Source organism: Noviherbaspirillum album, assembly GCF_035916955.1.
In the GTDB taxonomy this organism is placed as follows: domain Bacteria; phylum Pseudomonadota; class Gammaproteobacteria; order Burkholderiales; family Burkholderiaceae_D; genus Noviherbaspirillum; species Noviherbaspirillum album.
The window spans coordinates 13642-34344 of the sequence record NZ_JAWIIV010000014.1 but is presented as its reverse complement, the minus strand read 5'-3'; the positions used below and the strand labels follow the sequence as shown (position 1 = coordinate 34344).

Annotated in this window: 17 protein-coding genes; 12 read left to right on the top strand and 5 right to left on the bottom strand. The window is 61.5% G+C overall.

What is annotated here, in order from left to right; translation table 11 throughout:
• The first annotated feature begins 154 nt into the window (after window positions 1–154).
• On the top strand, window positions 155–796 hold the full coding sequence (locus tag RY831_RS17020; RefSeq protein WP_326507576.1) for a glutathione S-transferase family protein: 642 nt from the start codon (window positions 155–157) through the stop codon (window positions 794–796).
• Window positions 797–964: 168 nt separating this feature from the next.
• On the opposite strand, the gene RY831_RS17015 is transcribed toward RY831_RS17020, so the two are convergent.
• The 5 genes from RY831_RS17015 to RY831_RS16995 all read right to left on the bottom strand — a co-directional run bounded on the left by RY831_RS17015 (window position 965) and on the right by RY831_RS16995 (window position 6606).
• Window positions 965–2053 carry a BMP family ABC transporter substrate-binding protein gene (locus tag RY831_RS17015; RefSeq protein WP_326507575.1) on the bottom strand — a complete coding sequence of 363 codons (1089 nt, stop codon included), beginning with the start codon at window positions 2051–2053 and terminating at the stop codon, window positions 965–967.
• Window positions 2054–2434: 381 nt separating this feature from the next.
• The gene (locus RY831_RS17010) at window positions 2435–3349 is read right to left on the bottom strand and encodes an ABC transporter permease (RefSeq protein ID WP_326507574.1); all 915 of its coding nucleotides are present in this window, start codon (window positions 3347–3349) and stop codon (window positions 2435–2437) included.
• Window positions 3349–4410 carry an ABC transporter permease gene (locus RY831_RS17005; RefSeq protein ID WP_326507573.1) on the bottom strand — a complete coding sequence of 354 codons (1062 nt, stop codon included), beginning with the start codon at window positions 4408–4410 and terminating at the stop codon, window positions 3349–3351. The genes RY831_RS17010 and RY831_RS17005 overlap by 1 nt, the downstream gene beginning before the upstream one ends.
• A complete protein-coding gene (locus RY831_RS17000; protein WP_326507572.1) occupies window positions 4403–5935 on the bottom strand; it encodes an ABC transporter ATP-binding protein in 1533 nt (510 codons plus the stop codon). The genes RY831_RS17005 and RY831_RS17000 overlap by 8 nt, the downstream gene beginning before the upstream one ends.
• A gap of 77 nt (window positions 5936–6012) precedes the next feature.
• Window positions 6013–6606, bottom strand: coding sequence for a hypothetical protein (locus tag RY831_RS16995; protein ID WP_326507571.1), 594 nt, complete (start codon window positions 6604–6606; stop codon window positions 6013–6015).
• On the opposite strand from RY831_RS16995, the gene RY831_RS16990 reads away from it, so the two are divergent.
• From RY831_RS16990 to RY831_RS16940, 11 genes are all read left to right on the top strand, one after another.
• On the top strand, window positions 6607–7908 hold the full coding sequence (locus tag RY831_RS16990) for an NCS2 family permease (protein ID WP_326507570.1): 1302 nt from the start codon (window positions 6607–6609) through the stop codon (window positions 7906–7908). It abuts the gene before it with no gap.
• A gap of 184 nt (window positions 7909–8092) precedes the next feature.
• A complete protein-coding gene (locus tag RY831_RS16985) occupies window positions 8093–8377 on the top strand; it encodes a DUF378 domain-containing protein (protein ID WP_326507569.1) in 285 nt (94 codons plus the stop codon).
• Window positions 8378–8805: 428 nt separating this feature from the next.
• Window positions 8806–10275, top strand: coding sequence for a xanthine dehydrogenase small subunit (xdhA, locus tag RY831_RS16980; protein WP_326507568.1), 1470 nt, complete (start codon window positions 8806–8808; stop codon window positions 10273–10275).
• Window positions 10276–10317: 42 nt separating this feature from the next.
• Complete coding sequence (xdhB, locus tag RY831_RS16975; protein WP_326507567.1) at window positions 10318–12690, top strand: xanthine dehydrogenase molybdopterin binding subunit; 2373 nt, start codon at window positions 10318–10320, stop codon at window positions 12688–12690.
• Between the two features lie 16 nt (window positions 12691–12706).
• Window positions 12707–13765: a xanthine dehydrogenase accessory protein XdhC gene (gene xdhC, locus RY831_RS16970; protein ID WP_326507566.1), complete on the top strand. Its 1059-nt coding sequence runs from the start codon at window positions 12707–12709 to the stop codon at window positions 13763–13765.
• Window positions 13766–13812: 47 nt separating this feature from the next.
• Window positions 13813–15162 (top strand): guanine deaminase, encoded by a 1350-nt coding sequence (gene guaD / locus RY831_RS16965; RefSeq protein ID WP_326507565.1) that lies wholly within the window; start codon window positions 13813–13815, stop codon window positions 15160–15162.
• A 245-nt stretch (window positions 15163–15407) separates the two neighbouring features.
• Window positions 15408–16511 carry a porin gene (locus RY831_RS16960; RefSeq protein WP_326507564.1) on the top strand — a complete coding sequence of 368 codons (1104 nt, stop codon included), beginning with the start codon at window positions 15408–15410 and terminating at the stop codon, window positions 16509–16511.
• Between the two features lie 246 nt (window positions 16512–16757).
• Window positions 16758–17537, top strand: coding sequence for a class II aldolase/adducin family protein (locus RY831_RS16955; protein WP_326507563.1), 780 nt, complete (start codon window positions 16758–16760; stop codon window positions 17535–17537).
• Between the two features lie 19 nt (window positions 17538–17556).
• Entirely contained in the window at window positions 17557–17739 is a 183-nt protein-coding gene (locus RY831_RS16950; RefSeq protein ID WP_326507562.1) for a 4-oxalocrotonate tautomerase, read from the top strand.
• 136 nt (window positions 17740–17875) lie between these two features.
• Window positions 17876–18241, top strand: coding sequence for a hypothetical protein (locus RY831_RS16945; protein WP_326507561.1), 366 nt, complete (start codon window positions 17876–17878; stop codon window positions 18239–18241).
• Between the two features lie 385 nt (window positions 18242–18626).
• Window positions 18627–20561 carry a DUF4142 domain-containing protein gene (locus RY831_RS16940; protein ID WP_326507560.1) on the top strand — a complete coding sequence of 645 codons (1935 nt, stop codon included), beginning with the start codon at window positions 18627–18629 and terminating at the stop codon, window positions 20559–20561.
• Window positions 20562–20703: the final 142 nt, after the last annotated feature.

Below are 20703 nucleotides of genomic sequence, written 5' to 3'. Positions count from 1 at the left end.
AACATGACTCGTCCGCCTCTTGCCATTTATCAAATAAATGGCCCTGCAAGCCCTTTAATCAAGAGTGCTGCCGCATTGTGTATGCTTATGTTTTGAATCCGCCAGCGCTCGCGGACAACCATCGGGCCGGTTTCGATGCCGGCCGGGAGATTCCATGTACACCCTGTATTACTCGCCTGGTTCCGCCAGCATGGCGGTCCACGCCGCACTGATCGAAGCCGGCGCACCCTATTCGCTGGAAATGCTCGATTTCGAACGCGGAGAACAGCGCAGCAAGGCTTACCTCCGAATCAATCCGCAAGGCACCGTGCCGACGCTCATCATCGACGGCGCCGCATATGTCGAATCCGCGGCGCTGATGCTCGCGCTGGCCGAGCGCCATCCCGAGTCGGAGCTCGGTCCAAGGGCGGGAAGCCCGCTTCGCCCGGCGTGGCAGCAATGGATGGTGTATCTGTCCAATAACCTAGGCGCAACCTTCCGCTACTGGTTTTACCCGGGCGACCTCGGTGCGGACGAGCATCCGCCGCATGTGCGCAAGGCATTGCAGGACAAGATCGAATCCGTGTGGAGCCGGCTCGACGGCGAACTGGCGGCGAACGGTCCCTATCTGCTCGGCGAGCATTTTTCCGCCGCCGACCTGCTGCTGACCATGTACATGCGCTGGTCGCGCAACATGCCGCGCCCGGCCACCAGCTGGCCGGCGCTCGACCGGCTGGCCCTGCTGGTGCGGCAGCGTGAAAGCTGGAAGCGCATGGTGGAAATCGAGGGATTGACCGACTGGACGCTGATGGCTTGAGGCGCGGTAGCGCACTCTTCCTGTGATCCTGGGGGAATGAAGCGGAACAAGGTGCAATGAAGGCGGAGTGAAAGCAAAACGGCCTGCGCGATGCAGGCCGTTTCTGTCGAAGTCAAACGCCGTAGCCGGGAAGAGCCAGGACCAACACCGCCGGCTCCCGCTACACGATCACTTGCCCGGGAGCTTGCCGGCCACGCCTTCCACGTAGTAATCCATCTTGTTAAGTGCGTCGTCGTTCAGCGAACCCTTTTCAAGGCGAACCTTGCCTTCGTTATCCTTGACCGGACCGTCGAACGGCGTCAGCTTGCCCGAGACAATTTCCTTTTCCTTGGCGGCCACGAGCTGCTTCACATCCTCGGGTACGGCGCTGCCGATCGCTTCCAGCTTGACCATGCCGTCCTTGATGCCGCCCCAGGTGCTGCTGGTTTTCCACTTGCCGTCGATAACCTGCTGAGCGGCCTTGGTGTAATAAGCACCCCAGTGATGGGTCACCGCGCCGATCTGCGCCTTGGAACCGAATTTCTTCATGTCGGAATGGTAAGCCACCGCGTACTTGCCCTTCTCTTCCGCAGCCTGGACGATGGCGGTGGAGTCGGTATGGTGGGTTACCACGTCGGCGTTCTGTCCCAGCAGGGTCATGGCGGCATCGCGCTCCTTGCCCGGATCGAACCAGCTGTTGACCCAGACCACCTTGACTTCAGCCTTCGGATTGACGCTGCGCATGCCGCGGGTAAAAGCGTTGATTCCCTGCAGGACTTCCGGAATCGGGAACGCGCCGACATAGCCGGCGACATTCGTCTTGGTCATCTTGCCGGCCAGGACGCCGGCGAGGTAACGGCCTTCATAGAAACGTGCATTCGTGGTGGCGACATTGGGCGCGGTCTTGTAACCGGTCACGTGCACGAATTTGACATCCGGGAATTGCCTCGCAACCTTGAGCGTCGGATTCATGTAACCGAACGAGGTGGTGAAGATCAGCTTGTTTCCCTGCTGCGCCAGGTCGCGAATGACGCGCTCGGCATCGGCGCTTTCGGGCACATTCTCGACGAACTTGGTGGTCACCTTGCCGCCCAGGCTTTTTTCCATTTCCTTGCGCGCGATATCGTGCTGGGTGGTCCAGCCCGCTTCGCCGATCGGGCTGATATAGACGAAGCCGGCGTTCAGGGGCGCGGGGTCGGCTGCGAAGGACGGTGCGGCCGCAAGTGCCGGCAGGACGGCGATGGCGGACAGTGCGCCCCGCATGAAGGTTTTCGACATGGTTTTCCTCTACATGTGACTCCCACTTGCTGATCAATGGACGTCAAGCCACGCCGGTGGGTAAGACAGCGGGATTGTCCGGACGCCGGGAAAACCCTGCGCCAAAAGTCCGGTCCGGATACGAACGCGATGCATTCGGATCGATAATGCCAACTTCGAAAACAACTCGCTGCCGGTGTCGTGCACCGCTTGTCAAACATGCATCTGCAGTACAAATGCTTGTCGAATTATGAACAGGTCAGCGGGGAGCATTATATGTATACGCAGATAGTATACATACTGTTTTTCATATCGCCTGCGCCGGCTGTTGCTCCGGAGCGCAACGGGCAGTACCGCCACATGCGCTCCGTTCCTTGTTCAATAGCGCCTTCGTTCCGATGGCTAGTTCGGATTGAAGTTCTTGCCCAGCGACGCCGGCATGTTCAGCTTGATCCAGTTGGCGTTGGTCGAGATCAGCACCAGCACCAGGATGGTCGCCAGATAGGGCAGCATCGACAGCAGCTGCGAATCGATCGACACGCCCAAACCCTGCGCATAGAAGGTCATGATCGTAACCCCGCCGAACAGGTAGGCGCCGACCAGCACGCGGGCCGGACGCCAGGTGGCGAAGGTGGTCAGGGCCAGTGCGATCCAGCCGCGTCCCGCCACCATGCCTTCCACCCAAAGCGGCGTGTACACAAGAGACAGGAAGGCGCCCGCCAGGCCGCAGCATGCGCCGCCGAACAGCAATGCGGCAAGCCGGATGCGGCGCACGCTGTAGCCAAGCGCATGCGCAGAAGACGGCGACTCGCCGACCGCGCGCAGCACCAGTCCGGCGCGGGTGCGGTAAAGGAAGACGATGATGCCGGCGCACAGCAGCAGCGACAGGTAAACCATCGGATGCTGGCGGAACAGCGCGGTGCCGACGAAGGGAATGTCGGACAGAAAAGGCACCGCGAACTTCGGGTTGTCCAAACTCTTGCCGACATAGTTGATGCCGATATACGCAGACGCACCGCCTCCGAACAACGACAGTGCCAGGCCGGTCGCATACTGGTTGGTGCCCAGCCATACCGTCATCAGTGCGAAGAAGCCGGCCAGCAGCATGCCGGCTGCCGCGCCGGCAACGAAGCCGAGGGCAACGCTTTCCGTATTGATCGCGGTGGCGAAGCCAATCACGGCGGCCACCAGCATCATGCCTTCGGCGCCGAGGTTGACGACGCCGGATTTTTCATTGATCAGCAGGCCGAGCGCGGCCAGCATCAGCGGTGTGCCAGCGTTGATGGACGCGGCGATCAGTGGCGCATAGGCGTCCATTATTTCCTCCAGCTCAGTTTGTAGTGGATCAGCACGTCGCAGGCCAGCAGCGAGAACAGCAGGATGCCCTGGAACACGCCGGTGATCGCATTGGGCATGCCCAGCCGCGACTGCGACAATTCGCCGCCGATATAGAACAGGGCCATGATGAAGCTGGAGAACACGACGCCGATCGGATGCAGCCGGCCGACATAGGCGACGATGATGGCGGCGAATCCGTAGCCCGGCGAGACGGTCGGCGTGAGCTGCCCGATCGGCCCGAGCACTTCGGCGGTGCCTGCCAGGCCGGCGAGGCCGCCGCATGCCAGCATCGAGGTCCACAGCGCCTTGCGCGAGGAAAATCCCGCGTAGCGCGCCGCCGCCGGCGCCATGCCGCCAACCTGCAGCCGGTAGCCGGCGAAGCTGCGCGCCAGGAACAGCCATCCCAGCAGCGAGGCGGCCAGCGCCATCACGATACCCAGGTGCAGCCGGGTGCCGTCGACGATATTGGGCAGCAGGTAGCCGTCGGACAGCATGCGCGACTGCGGGAAGTTGAATCCGTCCGGGTCGCGCAGGGCGCCGTGCACCAGCATGCTCAGCAGCAGCTGGGCGACATACACCAGCATCAGCGATACCAGGATTTCGTTGGCATTGAAGCGGTCGCGCAGGAAAGCCGTGATCGCTGCCCAGGCCATTCCGCCGGCCGCGCCGGCCAGCATGATCACGGCAATCAGCAGCGGCCCGCCGCCCTCGCCCTGGTCGAAGAACAGAGCGGCCGCACCGCCGGCAATGGCGCCCACCACCAGCTGCCCCTCGGCGCCGATATTGAAGACATTGGCGCGGAAGCAGATGGCCAGGCCGACCGCCACGAGAAGCAGCGGCGTCACCTTGACGCCGACCTCGGCCCATCCCTGCAGGTTCCGGATGGGCTCGATGAAGAAGACGCCGAGGCCGGTCACCGGATTCTTGCCGAGCGCGAGGAAAAGCACGATGCCGCACAGCACGGTGAGCAGCACCGCGAACAGCGGTGAAAGCCAAGACATCAGCGCCGACGGGCTGGGCCGTTTTTCCAGCTTAAGCATTGGCGACCTCCTGCCTTGCCGGCGCCGGGGTTTCCCACAGGCCGCTCATCCATTGGCCGATCAGGTCGACCGTTGCATGCGTACGCTTGATGGAGGGCGACATTCTTCCTTTCGCGATCACGACCAGGCGGTCGGAGATTTCAAACAATTCATCCAGCTCTTCCGAGACCACCAGCAGCGCGCAGCCGGCATCGCGCAGCGCGACCAGTTCGGCCCGGATCTGCGCGGCCGCGCCCACATCCACGCCCCAGGTGGGCTGGGCCACGATCAGCACCCTCGGATTGCGCATGACTTCGCGGCCGACGATGTATTTCTGCAGGTTGCCGCCCGACAGGCTGCCGGCGGTGGCCTGCGGGCCGGGTGCCTTGACCTTGAATCGGCCGATGATGGACGCGGCGAGGTCATGGAGCGCGCCGAAGCGGATCAGGCCTCGGCTGACCGTGGATGGATTCTGGTGCGATAGCAGGATGTTCTGCGCCAGCGAGAGATCGGGCACCGCGCCGCGGCCGAGTCGCTCCTCGGGCACGAAGCCGAGGCCGCGCTGGCGGCGCCGCGCCGCGTTCATGCGCCCGATCGGCTCGTCCCTGAGCACGATCATGCCGGCCTGGGCGCGCGGGTCTTCGCCGGACAGCGCCGCCAGCAGCTCCTGCTGGCCATTGCCGGATACGCCGGCGACGCCGACGATCTCGCCGGCGTGCAGATCCAGGCTGATTCCTTCCAGCGAAGTGCCGAAGGGATGGCTTTTTTCGAGGGACAGGTTGCGCAGCGACAGCATCCGTTCGCCGGGCAGGCGGTCGACAGCCTTGATGGCCGGCGGATCGGCGCCGATCATCATGCGCGACAGGCTCGACGCGGTTTCCTGCCGCGGGTCGCAGATGCCGGTCACCTTTCCGCCGCGCATGACGGTGCACTTGTCGCACAGCGCGCGGATCTCGTCGAGTTTGTGGCTGATGTAAAGAATGCTGCAGCCTTCGGAGGCCAGTTTGCGCAGGGTCTCGAACAGCTTTTCTACGGCCTGCGGCGTGAGCACCGAGGTCGGCTCGTCCAGGATGAGCAGCTGCGGCTTGGCCAGCAGCGCGCGCACGATCTCGACGCGCTGGCACTCGCCGACGGACAGGGTATGGACGTGGCGCTGCGGTTCGAGATCGAGGCCGTACTGCCGCGCAGTCGTTTCGATGCGCCGGCTGAGTTCGTCCAGCTTGGTATCCTTGGGCAGGCCAAGGGCAATGTTTTCCGCCACGGTCAGGGTATCGAACAGCGAAAAGTGCTGGAACACCATGGCGATGCCGAGTTTGCGCGCTTCGGCGGGATTGGCGATGTTGACTTCCCTGCCGTTCCAGAAAACCCGGCCGGCATCGGGCTTGACCGAGCCGTAAATGATTTTCATCAGGGTCGACTTGCCCGCGCCGTTCTCGCCGAGGATGGAATGAATCTCCCCAGGAAGCACGTTCAGATCGATGCCGTCATTGGCCACGACGGAGGGGTATCTCTTGGTAATCCCGCTTAGGGTTAGGCGCGTGTCCATGTCTCACTCTTTATGCGAGCTGCTAAAAACCATCATGTTAGTAGCTCTCTTATCAATATTTTTATTGTCCACAAAAATTACAGGAAAAAAAGTTCGGTCAATATAGCGGTCAGGGTATGGCTGTTATAGAAAAAGCGATATAGCGCCGGCAAACTCTGTCTGCGCTCTCCCGGATCTCCAGGCCCTTGGTTGTTGCTGCGTACATATGCACATATGCACAATATGCCCATATGCACCGCAGCGGGGCAGAAGTATAAATCGATGCATGCAGTCATGCTTGCATGCACTTTTTGAATGCCAATCTTCAAGTTTTCGAACGCCTCGATCCGCAGGCCCATATTTGCGGGGCGATATGCAAGATATCGGCCAAGCGATATCCCGTCCGCGTCTTTCTGTAGGACATTACTGTTCGCGCTCTGGTGATGTGTCCGCTCTGATAATGTTTCTTTAATGGGCTTTATTAGCTCCATGTAAGCTTCGTGGCCTGCGAATATACGCATTCCAATATGATCTGACTCAAGCCAGACGGTCGGCGTGCATGAAATGCGCAATGACGCTGCCGCTCGGCGCATTGCACACTGCCCTATTGCAACACGGGCAACGCGGGCAACGCCGGGAAATGACAATAATGCAACAGCAATACGGACAGAAATACCAACAGGAGAAGACAAATGAGTTTGATGGACCGGTTCTTTAAGCTGAAGGAACAGGGGACGGATGTAAAGACGGAGTTGCTGGCCGGCCTCACCACCTTCCTCACGATGGCCTACATTATTTTCGTGAACCCCTCCATCCTCGGCGACGCCGGCATGCCCAAGGATGCTGTGTTCGTCGCCACCTGCGTCGCGGCTGCGCTCGGCACGCTGATCATGGGACTGTATGCGAACTATCCGATCGCGCTGGCCCCGGGCATGGGGCTCAATGCCTATTTCGCCTACAGCGTGGTCAATGGCATGGGCTATACCTGGGAAGCGGCGCTGGGCGCCGTCTGCATTTCCGGCATCCTGTTCCTGATTATCAGCATCCTGCGCATACGGGAAATGATCGTCAACGGCATTCCGCATTCGATCCGCACCGCCATCACCGCCGGCATCGGACTGTTCCTCGCCATCATCTCGCTCAAGAACGCAGGCATCATCGCGCCGCATCCGGCCACCTACATCACCCTGGGCAACCTGCATGCGCCGGCGGCCGTAATGGCCATCGTCGGCTTCTTCCTGATTGTCGCCCTAGATCGCATGAAGGTTCGCGGCGCGATCCTGATCGGCATCATCGTGGTGACCGTGCTCAGCTTCTTCTTCGGCGGGAACACGTTCAAGGGCATCGTCTCGGCTCCGCCGTCGATCGATCCCACCCTGTTCAAGCTCGACTTTTCGGCGGCGCTGTCCATCGGCATCCTCAACGTGGTGCTGGTGTTCTTCCTGGTCGAGCTGTTCGATGCGACCGGCACGCTCATGGGCGTGGCCAACCGCGCGGGCCTGCTCAAGCAAGGAAAAATGGACCGCCTCAACAAGGCATTGATGGCCGACAGTACCGCCATCGTCGGTGGCGCCTTCCTCGGCACCTCGAGCACAACCGCCTATATCGAGAGCGCCGCCGGCGTGCAGGCTGGCGGGCGCACCGGTTTGACAGCGGTGGCCGTGGCCATCCTGTTCCTGGCCTGCCTGTTCATCGCGCCGCTGGCAGGCGCGGTGCCCGCGTATGCAACGGCACCCGCCCTGTTCTACGTATCCTGCCTCATGCTGCGCGAACTGGCCGACATCGACTGGGACGACACTACCGAAAGCGTGCCCGCCGTGATTACCGCCCTGCTGATGCCCTTTACCTATTCGATTGCCAACGGCGTTGCCTTCGGCTTCATATCCTACGCCGGCCTCAAGCTGCTGACCGGCCGCGGCAAGCAGGTACCCGTGATCGTCTGGATCATCGCGGCGATCTTCATCTTCCGTTACGTCTATCTCGGCGCGGAATAAGATCCGCATCACCGCGGCGCCATGAAAGCCGGCCATGAAAGCCGGCTTTTTTCATTTACACGCAACTTCGAATTCTTCGGCATGGAGCTTGCATCCAGCCTGACCTTACACCCGGCGGCCTGCATGGCAGCCGGGTCTGCAATGCTTGGTTGTTTCTCAATGTTTTTGTTACAAGGAGTTCGAAATGGCTACGTTGTCGCATGGCGAAAGACGCCATATCCCCGATCGCAGGAACGGCGCAGCGCACGTGCAGGGTGCGAAGAGGATGAAAGCACTGGAATGGATTCCGATGTTGCTATTGATTATCGGCGGCATCAACTGGGGGTTGGTTGGGCTGTTCGACATCAACCTGGTGGCGATGATTTTCGGCGAAGGAAGCGGCATTTCGCGCATCGTCTATGCCTTGGTCGGTTTGTCGGCCCTGTATTCGCTGTATCTAAGCACAAGGATGTCGAGCAGCCACGTGTAGATGACAATCGGCATCAGCGGTGCCTGGCCAATCCTTCCCTTCGATTGGCCAGGCGCACGCCTTCCTCCGCCCTGCTTGCTTCGCAGGCAACACTTTATCGTCACACCCGTTCTTTCCCTGCGCTCCCCCGCCTGGCGTTCTGGCTGGCGCTCTATATGCGTGCCGATATACCCGCTATGCGCGCTGCACACTAATGGGCAGGCCGCGTTCTTGCATGATAAAAGCCGAAACAACGACCTGCCAAACAGGCAAAATTTGCGAATGCCCTTGTATATAACACAAACATTTGGCAAAGACGGACGTTGCGTGGTTGATCATATTGCAGGTTTCGGATACTCAACATCAGCATCCCCTTATAGCCTTGCCGATGACCGATGCTAACCTAGCGTTACAAAATTCTGCATCCAATACGCAAAGGCGGAGAGAGCATGTCACAACCCATACGTTTCTTTTATCGCGGTGAAGTTCAGACCATCTCGGATGTTCCGCCGACACAGACCATCCTGCAGCATGTGCGGGAGCACCATCACTGCACCGGCACCAAGGAAGGTTGCGCCGAGGGTGACTGCGGCGCATGCACCGTCGTGCTCGGGGAGCTCAAGGGCAATACCGTCGAACTCAAGTCCGTCAATTCCTGCATACAGTTCGTTCCGACGCTCGATGGCAAGGCGCTGTTCACCGTGGAAGACCTGAAGCAGGCCGAAGGCGAACTGCACCCCGTACAGCAGGCGCTGGTGGAATGCCACGGCTCCCAGTGCGGCTTCTGCACGCCAGGTTTCGTGATGTCGCTCTGGGGCCTGTACCTGAAGCAGGAGGGCAAGTCCTGCGCACCGCAGCGCAAGGAGATCGACGACACTCTGTCGGGCAACCTGTGCCGCTGCACCGGCTACCGTCCCATCATCGATGCCGCCCAGCGCATGCTCGAACTGCCCAAGGTGCAGTTCGACCGCGAAGCGCTCGCCTCCTCTCTGCAAGCCATACAGCGCAATGAAATGCTGACCTATACCTTCGACGGCCAGTCCTTCCACGTGCCCGCCACGCTCGAACAGTTGATCGCCATCCGTGCCGAAAAACCCACGGCGACCATCCTGTCCGGCTCCACGGATGTCGGACTGTGGGTAACCAAGCAGATGCGCGATCTCGGCGACATCATCTACATCAACCAGGTTGCCGAACTGCAGTCCCTGGCCGAGAAAGACGGCCGGCTCGAAATCGGCGCTGCGGTCACGCTCAACGATGCCTACGCGGCGCTGGCCAAACACTATCCGCAGGAGTTGTCCGAACTTTGGCAGCGTTTCGCTTCGCTGCCGATCCGCAATGCCGGCACGCTCGGCGGCAACGTGGCCAACGGCTCGCCCATCGGCGATTCCGCGCCCTGGCTGATCGCGCTCGGCGCGGAGATCGTGTTGCGCGGCAAGGACGGCCAGCGCAGCATGCCGCTGGAAGCCTTCTATCTCGATTACCAGAAAAAGGACCTGCTTCCGGAGGAAGTCGTGGAAGCCGTGCGCGTGCCGCTTCCGCAAGCAGATCGCCGCTTCCGCACCTACAAGCTGGCCAAGCGCTTCGACCAGGATATTTCCGCGGTATGCGCGGCCTTCTGCATCACGCTCGACGGCAATCTGGTCAAGGAAGCGCGCATCGCCTTCGGCGGCATGGCGGCCACGTCGCGCCGCGCGCCGAGGGCCGAGGCGGCGCTCAACGGACGCGAATGGAACGAAGCGGCGCTGAATGACGCCGTGGCGGCGCTGGCGCAGGATTACACACCATTGAGCGACATGCGCGCGAGCAGCAACTATCGGATGAAAACCGCGCAGAACCTGCTGCGCCGCTTCTGGTTCGAGACCCGGACCGACGCGCCGCTGGCCGCCGATGCCGTCAATGCATTTGCCTGCGCCTGAGCGCAAGCCTGAGCCTAATCCATAGGCGAAAGAGAGATCAAGATGAATACACAGACCGAAGCCTTCCTCAAGCAAGACAAAGCCGGCGCCGAGGCCGCTCCCGCCAGCTGGGCGGAAGTCGGCAAGCAGCGGCCGCATGAATCGGCGGTGCTGCATGTGCTGGGTGAGGCAACCTATACCGATGACATACCCGAACTGCAGGGTACCCTGCATGCCGCGCTGGGCCTGTCGCAGAAGGCACATGCGAAGGTACACGGCATCGATCTCGCCGAGGTGCGGAAGTCGCGCGGGGTCGTCGCGGTGTACACGGCCCGCGACATTCCCGGGACCAATGACTGCGGACCCATCATCCATGATGATCCGATCTTCGCAGACGGGCTGGTGCAGTACGTAGGCCAGCCGCTGTTCATCGTGGTGGCCGACACCCACGACAATGCCCGACGCGCGGCGCGCCTTGCCAAGGTCGAGTACGAGGAGCTCCCCGCCATCCTGACGCCGCGGGAAGCGCGCGACGCGCAGTCCTTCGTGCTGCCCCCGATGCATCTGGCGCGCGGCGACTTCAAGCGCGCATTCGAGCAGGCGCCGCACCGGGTCAAGGGGGAACTGCATGTCGGCGGCCAGGAACAGTTCTACCTCGAAGGCCAGATCTCCTATGCGATTCCCAAGGAAGACAGGGGCATCCATCTGTATTGCTCGACCCAGCATCCGTCGGAGATGCAGCACGTGGTTGCGCATGCGCTTGGACTGCATTCGCATAACATCGTGGTCGAATGCCGGCGCATGGGCGGCGGCTTCGGCGGCAAGGAATCGCAGTCGGCGCTGTGGGCGGCGGCGGCCTCGATCAGCGCCGCGCTGCTCAAGCGCCCGGTCAAGCTGCGCGCCGATCGCGACGACGACATGATGGTCACCGGCAAGCGCCACTGCTTCTACTACGAATATGAAATCGGATACGACGATGAAGGCCGCATCATGGCCGCCAAAGTCGAAATGGTGTCGCGCGCCGGCTATTCCGCCGACCTGTCCGGCCCCGTCGCGACACGCGCTGTCTGCCATTTCGACAATGCCTACTATTTGTCGGACGTCGATATCGTCGCCATGTGCGGCAAGACCCATACCCAGTCGAACACCGCGTTCCGCGGCTTCGGCGGTCCGCAGGGCGCGATCGCGATCGAATACATCATCGACGAAATCGCACGCAATCTCGGCAAGGATGCGCTCGACGTGCGCAAGGTCAACTTCTACGGCCGCAGCGACGAGGAAGGCCGCAACGTCACGCAGTACGGCCAGAAGGTGGTGGACAACGTCATCCACGAACTCGTGGCCGAACTGGAAGAGACCAGCGAATACCGCAGGCGCCGCGCCGAGGTGCAGGCCTACAACGCCGCCAGCCCGGTGCTGAAGAAAGGGCTCGCGATCACGCCGGTGAAGTTCGGCATTGCCTTCAATCTCACCCATCTCAACCAGGCCGGCGCGCTGGTGCACGTGTACGTCGATGGCTCCGTGCTGGTCAACCACGGCGGCACCGAGATGGGCCAGGGCATCAATACCAAGGTGGCGCAGGTGGTGGCGCATGAACTCGGCCTCGACCTGTCGCATGTGCGCGTTTCCGCAACCGATACCAGCAAGGTGGCGAACACATCGGCGACCGCCGCATCCACCGGCGCCGATTTGAACGGCAAGGCGGCGCAGGATGCGGCGCGCCAGATCCGCGAGCGCCTGACCGCGTTCGCCGCACAGACCTTCAAGGTCGATCCGTCGAAGATCGAGTTCGCCAACAACCGTGTATACATCGACGGCATACCGGAGCAATTCCCGCTGCTGGTACGCAAGGCCTACAACGCCCGCATCCAGCTGTGGTCGGACGGCTTCTACGCGACGCCCGGCCTGCACTGGGACGCCGCCAGCATGACCGGCAATCCCTTCTTCTACTTCGCCTATGGCGCCGCCGTTTCCGAAGTGGTGGTCGATACCCTGACCGGCGAATGGAAACTGCTGCGGGCCGACGCGCTGTACGACGCCGGCAATTCGCTCAATCCGGCCATCGATATCGGCCAGGTGGAAGGCGCATTCATTCAGGGCATGGGCTGGCTCACCACCGAGGAACTGTGGTGGAACAAGGCCGGCAAGCTGATGACGCATGCGCCGTCGACCTACAAGATCCCGGGCATCTCGGACTGCCCGGATGAATTCCATGTAAAGCTGTTCAAGAACCGCAATGTGTCCGACAGCATCCACCGCTCCAAGGCGGTCGGCGAACCGCCGCTGCTGCTGCCGTTCTCGGTCTTCTTCGCGATCCGCGATGCGGTAGCCAGCGTCGGCAACTACAAGGTCAATCCGCCCTTGCACGCGCCCGCCACCAGCGAGGCGATCCTCAATGCGGTGGATGCGGTGCGCGGCAGCGCTGGCGCGGCGTGAGCACTCGGGGACGGCAATGATCAACTGGCTCGCAGCACTCGACAAGCTGACCCGTGAGGCGACACCGGCGGTACTGGTGACGGTGGCCGCCGTGCAGGGTTCCGGCCCGCGCGAACCGGGCGCCAAGATGGTGGTCACGCGCGATGCGCAGTTCGACACCATCGGCGGCGGTCATCTCGAGATGCGCGCCTGGGAAGTGGCGCGCGAGATGCTCGGCGATGCGTCGGATCAGCTTGCCGCACACCGGCGCCTCGAGCGCTTTCCGCTCGGCCCCAGCCTCGGACAGTGCTGCGGCGGCGTGGTGCATCTCGCCTTCGAACGCGTCATGGATTCTTCGCCCGCTTGCGGCAGGCTGCTCGCCGACCGCTGGCGCGACCGGCAGGACAGCTGGCGCATGGTGTCGCTGGATGAGCCGCAGCCGCCGGTATTGCTCGATGCGGGCGGCGAATCCCTCATCGATGGGATGCCGCATCCGCCGCTGACCGACCTGACTCGCGGCTGCCATGTGATGCAGGACGGGAATGGAAAGCGCTGGCTGGCCGATCCCTGCCGGCCCTTCCGTCCCCATCTCGTGCTGTTCGGCGCCGGCCATGTCGGCGCGGCGATCGTGCGCGCGCTGGCGGAACTGCCCTGCCATGTGACCTGGGTTGACGAGCGCGACGACATGTTCCCCGCCGAACTTCCCGCCAACGTGAAGGTGGAAGCCACCGACATTCCGGAAGCGGTGGTCGATGCGGTGCCCGCCGGTTCCTCCTTCCTGGTGCTGACGCACAGCCATGCGCTCGACCAGCGCCTGTCGGAAGCCATCCTGCGCAGGAGCGACGCCGGCTGGTTCGGCCTTATCGGATCGAAAACCAAGCGCATGCAGTTCGAGCACCGGTTGCTGGAACGCGGCATCCCGGCGCAACGCCTGGCCGACATGGTGTGCCCCATCGGCGTACCGGGCATTACCGGAAAACAGCCGGCAGTGATCGCCGCCGCGGTGTGTGCGCAGCTGCTGCAGGTCTGGGAAGCCGAGGAACGGAACGAGCTGCAGCGCCAGCCCACCCGGGAAGCCGAAACCGAAGCCGTCTGAATCTCTGAATCAAATACCAGCAACATCAAAGCAATAGAAAGCAGTCAATGAACACAACCAGAGCATCCTCCGCCTGCCAGGCCTACCGCGCCAGCATCCTCCATTTCACCGCTGATCCGGCCTTTGACGACAAGGCCCATGCCTGGCACGAGGACGGCCTGCTGATCATCGACGGCGGCCGCGTTCATGCCGCCGGCGACCACAGCCAGCTGCGCGACGCCGTGCCGGAGGGCGTGCAGGTGCAGGATTTTCGCGGCAAGCTGATCGTGCCCGGCTTCATCGATACCCACATCCATTATCCGCAGACCGACATGATCGCCTCGCCGGCGCCCGGCCTGCTGCCTTGGCTGGAAACCTATACCTTTCCGACCGAGCGCAAGTTCGCCGACGGCGAGCATGCGCGCGAAGTGGCGAGCTTCTTCCTCGACGAGCTGCTGCGCTGCGGAACGACCACGGCCATGGTCTACTGCACGGTCCATCCGTCTTCGGTCAATGCCTTCTTCGGCGAGAGCGACAAGCGCAACCTGCGCATGGTGGCCGGCAAGATCATGATGGACCGCAATTGCCCGGAATTCCTCAGCGATACCGCGGAAGGCGGCGCGCGCGACAGCGAGGAACTGATCAACAAGTGGCACAAGCATGGTCGCCAGCTCTATGCGCTCACGCCCCGTTTCGCGCCGACCTCCACCGAGGCACAGCTGCAGCTGGCGGGGGAACTGGCGCGGGCCTATCCCGATACCTTCCTGCAGACGCACGTGGCGGAGAACACCGATGAAGTGGCCTGGGTGAAGTCGCTGTTCCCCAACTCGCGCAGCTATCTTGACGTGTACGATCACTACGGCATGATGCGGCCGCGGGCGATGTATGCACACTGCATCTGGCTCGACGACCATGACCGCGCCCGCATGCGCGAAACGCAATCGGCGGCGTCGATCTGCCCGACCTCCAATCTCTTCCTCGGCAGCGGCCTGTTCGACTTCGCACGCGCCGACGCCGCGCAGGTGCCGCTGTCGCTGGCCACCGATGTCGGCGGCGGCACCTCGTTCTCCATGCTGCAGACCATGAACGAAGTCTACAAGGTGGGCCGCATGGGCGGCACCTACCTGCCGGCGCTGCGGATGTTCTACATGGCCACGTTGGGCGGCGCGCGCAGCATGCAGCTGGAAGGCACCATCGGCAATTTCGCCCCCGGCGTCGAAGCCGATTTCGTGGTGCTCGATCCCAAGGCCACGCCACTTCTGGCGCGCCGCACGGCACGCACCGAGAGCTTGGAAGAATTGCTGTTCGCCTTCGCCCTGCTCGGCGACGACCGTGCGATTGCCGCCACCTACAGCGCCGGTAGGCAAGTCCATGTTCGCGACGCGCGGCAAGATGTGCCGGAACTCGTGGAAGCCTAAGCCCAAGTTTAAGCTTGAGGCCGAGTCCGGATTTGAACACGACTCGGAGCTCATTCCTGGGTCAGCGTCACGCATGATGCAAGAAAACTACAACGCGAATTACTAGTGTCATTCCTCCTGCCTGCATCGAAGGAATGATCAGTAAAATGGCTGCCGCTAATAATTCATTCAAGCAATGATGGCAGCCGGGAGAAACGCCGGGCTCTTGCCCGGTTAATTAAAACTGCATTAAAACAGGAGACCTCATGCAACAACGTCGCAAATTGAAAACACTGCTGACCAGTGCCGCGCTCGCCGGCGCGGCGGTCGCAACGGCAGCACCGGCAATGGCCCAGACCAATGTCACCGTGACCGGCCTGGTCGATGTCTATGCCGGAAAAATGCGCAGTGCCGGCGACGCCCGCTCGCGCTCGGTGGTCAACAGCGGCGGCATGACAACCTCCTGGTTCGGTTTCAAGGGTTCGGAAGACCTCGGCGGCGGCCTCAAGGCCAACTTTCTGCTGACCAGCTTCTTCCAGGCGGACACCGGCACACAAGGTCGCTTCCCCGGCGACACGCTTTGGTCGCGCGACGCCAATGTCGGCTTGTCCGGTGGCTTCGGCGCGGTATCGCTCGGCCGTGAACTGGCACCCCACTTCCTGCCCACCATCCTGTTCAACCCCTTCGGCGATTCTTATCAGTTCGCGCCGCTGATCCTGCATGCGGACGTGCCGCTTTTCAATGCATCGGGCTGGACCAATTCCGTCGCCGGAGATACCGGCTGGAGTAATTCGATCCGCTACCAGACGCCGAATTTTGGCGGCTTGACCGCAAACGTTCATTATCAGTTCGGCGAGATCGCCGGCAGCACCGGCCGCAACAACATCGGCGTCAACGCACTCTACTTCGCCGGTCCTCTCGCGCTGACCGCCTTCTACCACAACGTCGAAATCAATAATCCGCTCAACGTCCCGGTGGGCAATGTCCAGCCGGGCGGGAATATCCCGCTCGCATCCGGCCTGTTTGCCGCACGCCAGTCTGCCTGGATGGTCGGCGGCAGTTACGACCTGACCGCGGCGAAACTGTTCGCTACCTATGGCCAGACGTCGCACGACATCGACCTCGACGACAAGACACTCTCGCTCGGCGCCACCGTGCCCGCGGGTCCCGGCAAGGTGCAGCTGGCATGGGCGCAGACCCGGCGAGACGGCGTGGCGGTCGGCGCCGATGTCAAGCGCACCACCACGGCTGTCGGCTATGATATCGACTTGTCCAAGCGGACAGACGTGTATGCGGTCTATATGAACGATCGCATTACCCGCACCAACAATGGCAACAGCTTCGGCGTGGGTGTGCGTCACCGCTTCTAGTGGGGTGAGTTAGAAATTTGTTGAAGGCAAATGTGGCGAAATTGTGTCGAGACAAGGAGAAAGGCGTAGCCAGGCCGAGGCCTTGCGAGCATTTTTGACGCAGTATCGGCGCGATTTTCGTCCGCATTTGACCAAAAGATTTTTAACACGCACCACTCGGCCGTTTCGCGAGCTGAGCAGCATGACACCGCCCGGCATTGCCGGGCGTTTGCTTTTGGCGCACTTGCGCACCAAGACAGAGTGAGAATGACGGAATCGAACTTTACCCATCGCGGCGGCACACTCGCCGCCGGAGACATCAGCGCCGGGGAATGGCAGGTGCGGCGCGACCTTGCCGCCTGCTACCGGCTTTGCGCATTGAGGCATTGGGACGACCTCGTCTATACGCATATCTCCGCCGCCGTGCCTGACGAGCCGGGCCGCTTCCTGATCAATCCCTTCGGCTATCGCTTCGACGAGATCTGCGCCTCGAACCTGGTCAAGATCGATTTGCAAGGCAACATCATTGGCGACCACGACTATCGCATCAATGTCACCGGGTTCGCCATCCATGCCGCCGTCCATGCCGCCCGCCCCGATGCGCATTGCGTCATGCATCTGCACAACGTCAATGGCATCGCGGTCGGCGCGCAGGAAGCCGGCCTGCTGCCGCTGTCGCAGCACGCCTTGCGGTTCTATGGACAAATCGGCTATCACGCGTACGAAGGACTGGCCCTGTCGGTGAATGAACAGCAACGCCTCGTCGACCGGCTCGGCAGCTATCCCGCCATGCTGCTGCGCAATCACGGCACCCTGATCTGTGGCCGCACGATCGCCGAAGCCTTCGTGCTCATGGATACGCTCGACAAGGCTTGCGAAGTTCAGTTGAAAGCCCAGTCCGGCGGCGCGAGCCTGCTCATGCCGGATGCCGATACCTGCGCCAGGACGCATCGCGAACTGCTAGCCGACGGCTCGCCGGAAGGTGCGCTGGAGTGGCCGGCACTGCTGCGCCAGCTAGACCAGCTATCCCCCACTTATACTAATTAATCACCTGCAAGGAGTTTTCATGCCCACTATCCATGTTGAAATGTTTGAAGGCCGCACCACCGAACAGAAGCGCGACTTCGTCAAGGCCGTTACGGAGGCGGCAGTTGCCACGCTCGGCTGCAAGGCGGAATCGGTCGATATCATCTTCCAGGATGTGAAGAAGGAAAACTGGGCTACCGGCGGCAAGCTCTGGTCGGACTGAAGAACCTGAATGAGCTAGACAGCGGCAAGCTGATGCGGGAATGCAACCCATATTGACCGGCAAGGCATTCGGCCAGGATTTCGCATTGCAGAGGTGAATTTGTCCATTATCATGAATGGATACAGGAGCCCTCGCCATGAAAATCCTCCCGCCCTTAATGACCGCAGCAATTGCCTTGCTGGCCCTCAGCGCAGTAACCACGCCGGCCCTTGCCGGTGGCAACGTGCAATGGTCGCTTTCCGTCGGCAACGGTGGCCCGATGTATGCGCCGCCGCCCGTCGTGGTCTACGAGCAACCTCAATTCATCTACGGTGCCCCGCCAACGGCATTTCCTGACAGGCCTACGCATTACCAGTACCAGCCGCCGCCTCCGGTGCATTACGTGGTGCCGGGACCGGTGATCCAGTATCAGTCGCCGCCACCGTATTATTACCAGCATCGACATCACGGAGTCCGGCACGGCCATGGGCGCGGCCCGGAACGGAGCAGTTTGAGGCGTTGAGGGAACAAGCGCCACTCGCGTTGCATGATCGGGGCGACGAATGTGGCCACCATGCCCATCCGGCGCAATATAAAGTAGATGACGGAAACCAGCTTCGCTTGCAGCCGGTTTTCTTTTGAGCCCTTGAAATTCCATGTTGCCGCGAACCATGGCGGCGCGACGCAGTCCGCCTTGGAAAACGGCGACGAGCGTGGGACGGTTCTGCACAACTGAACTATGGTAGCCACGCACTCAAGAAGTTCTTTTTTAATTTTCAGATACCCATGTTGGATGAATCGTCTTTGATTCAGATTAAGCGCTGATTAGAAGGCGTTATGGCCATCGAACATGTGCCGCCCGCACCACGTCAGAAACGGACCTGAACAATTTCGACGTGGAGCACCCAATGAAAAAGGCATTTCCGAAAAAGGCATTACCCCTGTTGCTGACAGCACTTCTCGCGGCATGCGGCGGCGGCAGCGACGACTCGACCGTAGCAACCTCACAGCCGTCTCCTTCAAGCCCTGCGCCGAGCAGCGCACCAGCACCTACCATACCGGCACCAGAGCCGACTACATCGGCATCGGCAACGGTGACCGCTGCCGAAAGCGCCTTCCTTACCGAGGTAGTGCAGAGCGGAACGACCACTGTACAGCAGGCCGAAGCGGCAGCGGCGCGTACGACTAATGCCCAGGTTCGCCAGTTTGCCCAGGTGCTGATCGACAATCATAGGCAGCTTAACAGTACGCTGGCCCAGATTGCCCAAGCCAACAACGTGACGCTGCCTGCGAACATAGCGACGACTGGAAATACCGCAACCGGCACCACAACCGGAAACACCTCGACCGGAACCACGACCAACACCGGCACCACGACCGGCGGTACTACCAACACTGGCACTACAACCGGTACCACGACCGACACAGGCACTACATCCGGCACCACCGGTACCACGCCGGCAACAACCGGCGCAACGCCGTTGGCCAATCCAACCGCCGCCACGAACGAGGAATCTGACCGAATCTTCCTGCAACAGAGCCTGCAGCAGCAGCGGCAGTATGTAAGCCGATTCCTGGCACAGGCGACAGGCGCCACGAATACCCAGCTCAAAGCTTTCGCAAGCAACGCCTTGCCGCTGTTGAACCTGCAGTTGGTGACCGCCAAGGAACTCGGTGCATCCCTCGATCCGATTGCATACCTGCAAGGCGCGTACGAGGATGGCCTGGGTGAAATCGCCCTTGCCAATATTGCGCTGCAGAAAACGCAGGATGCGGAAGTGCGCGCATTTGCCAACATGATGATCGATCACCACACCGCGATGAATGCGGAAATCCGCACGATCGCGCAAGGCAAGGGCCTGACGCTGGGAGCGGATACCCAGCTGCCGATCGAACATGTCGCCGCCAGGGACAGCATCACACAGCTCAACGGGGCCGATTTCGACAAGGCATACATGAGCCACAATGTCGTCGTGCATCTCGGCGATGTCGGCGCAACCCAGGCGCAGTCCACCGCCGGCCCTGATGCAGAGGTACGCACCTTTGCAACGACATCCCTGCCGATGCTGCAAGAGCACCTGAATGAAGCGAATGAAATTTACGTACGGCTCAAGCCTTCAACCCTGGTAGCGGCTTTCCAGAACAATGTCAGTGAAATCCTGGTGTCCAGCCTGGCCACGGCGCAGCGCGCAAGCAATGAAGCCGTACGTGCTTTTGCGCAGCGCATGATCACGGATCACGCGACGCAAAACACCTCGGTTGCGCAGCTGGCTGTGCAGGAAAACGTCATTCTTCCGAATGTGCTCCCTGCCGAAGGCGTGGTTGCCTATCGTACGCTTCTGCCGAAGACTGGCGATGATTTCAACCGATCCTTCATGGAGGAAAATATCAGGCTGCACGAAGCCGCGGTCGCACTCTTTACCGAGCGCTCGACCAATGAACAGGATCCGGAGCAGCTCGCATTCGCCAGAGCGGCATTGCCGGTCCTGAATACTCACTTGCAAGAGGCAACGCAGATCAATAGCAGCCTCCCTGCTGCGACGACTCCACCGGCTACGACGACTCCACCGGCTACGACTACTCCGACGGATACGACAACTCCACCGGCTACGACAACTCCGACGGATACGACGACTCCACCGGCTACGACAACTCCGACGGACACGACTACTCCGACGGACACGACAACTCCGCCGGCTACGACGACTCCGCCGGCTACGACAACTCCGCCGGCTACGACAACTCCGACGGATACGACAACTCCGACGGATACGACAACTCCGACGGATACGACAACTCCGACGGACACGACAACTCCGGAGGATACGACGACTCCTTCCTGAACGCCTGATACCGGTGGCTGAAAGGACACCAGCGGCTCAGTGGCTACAGGTGCCGGTACGAACGACAGGTGCGGCCGGCGCCAAAACTGCTACCGGTACTTGTGAAGGGTCAGGAGCGGCCTGATCGCGTGCAGCCTGACGG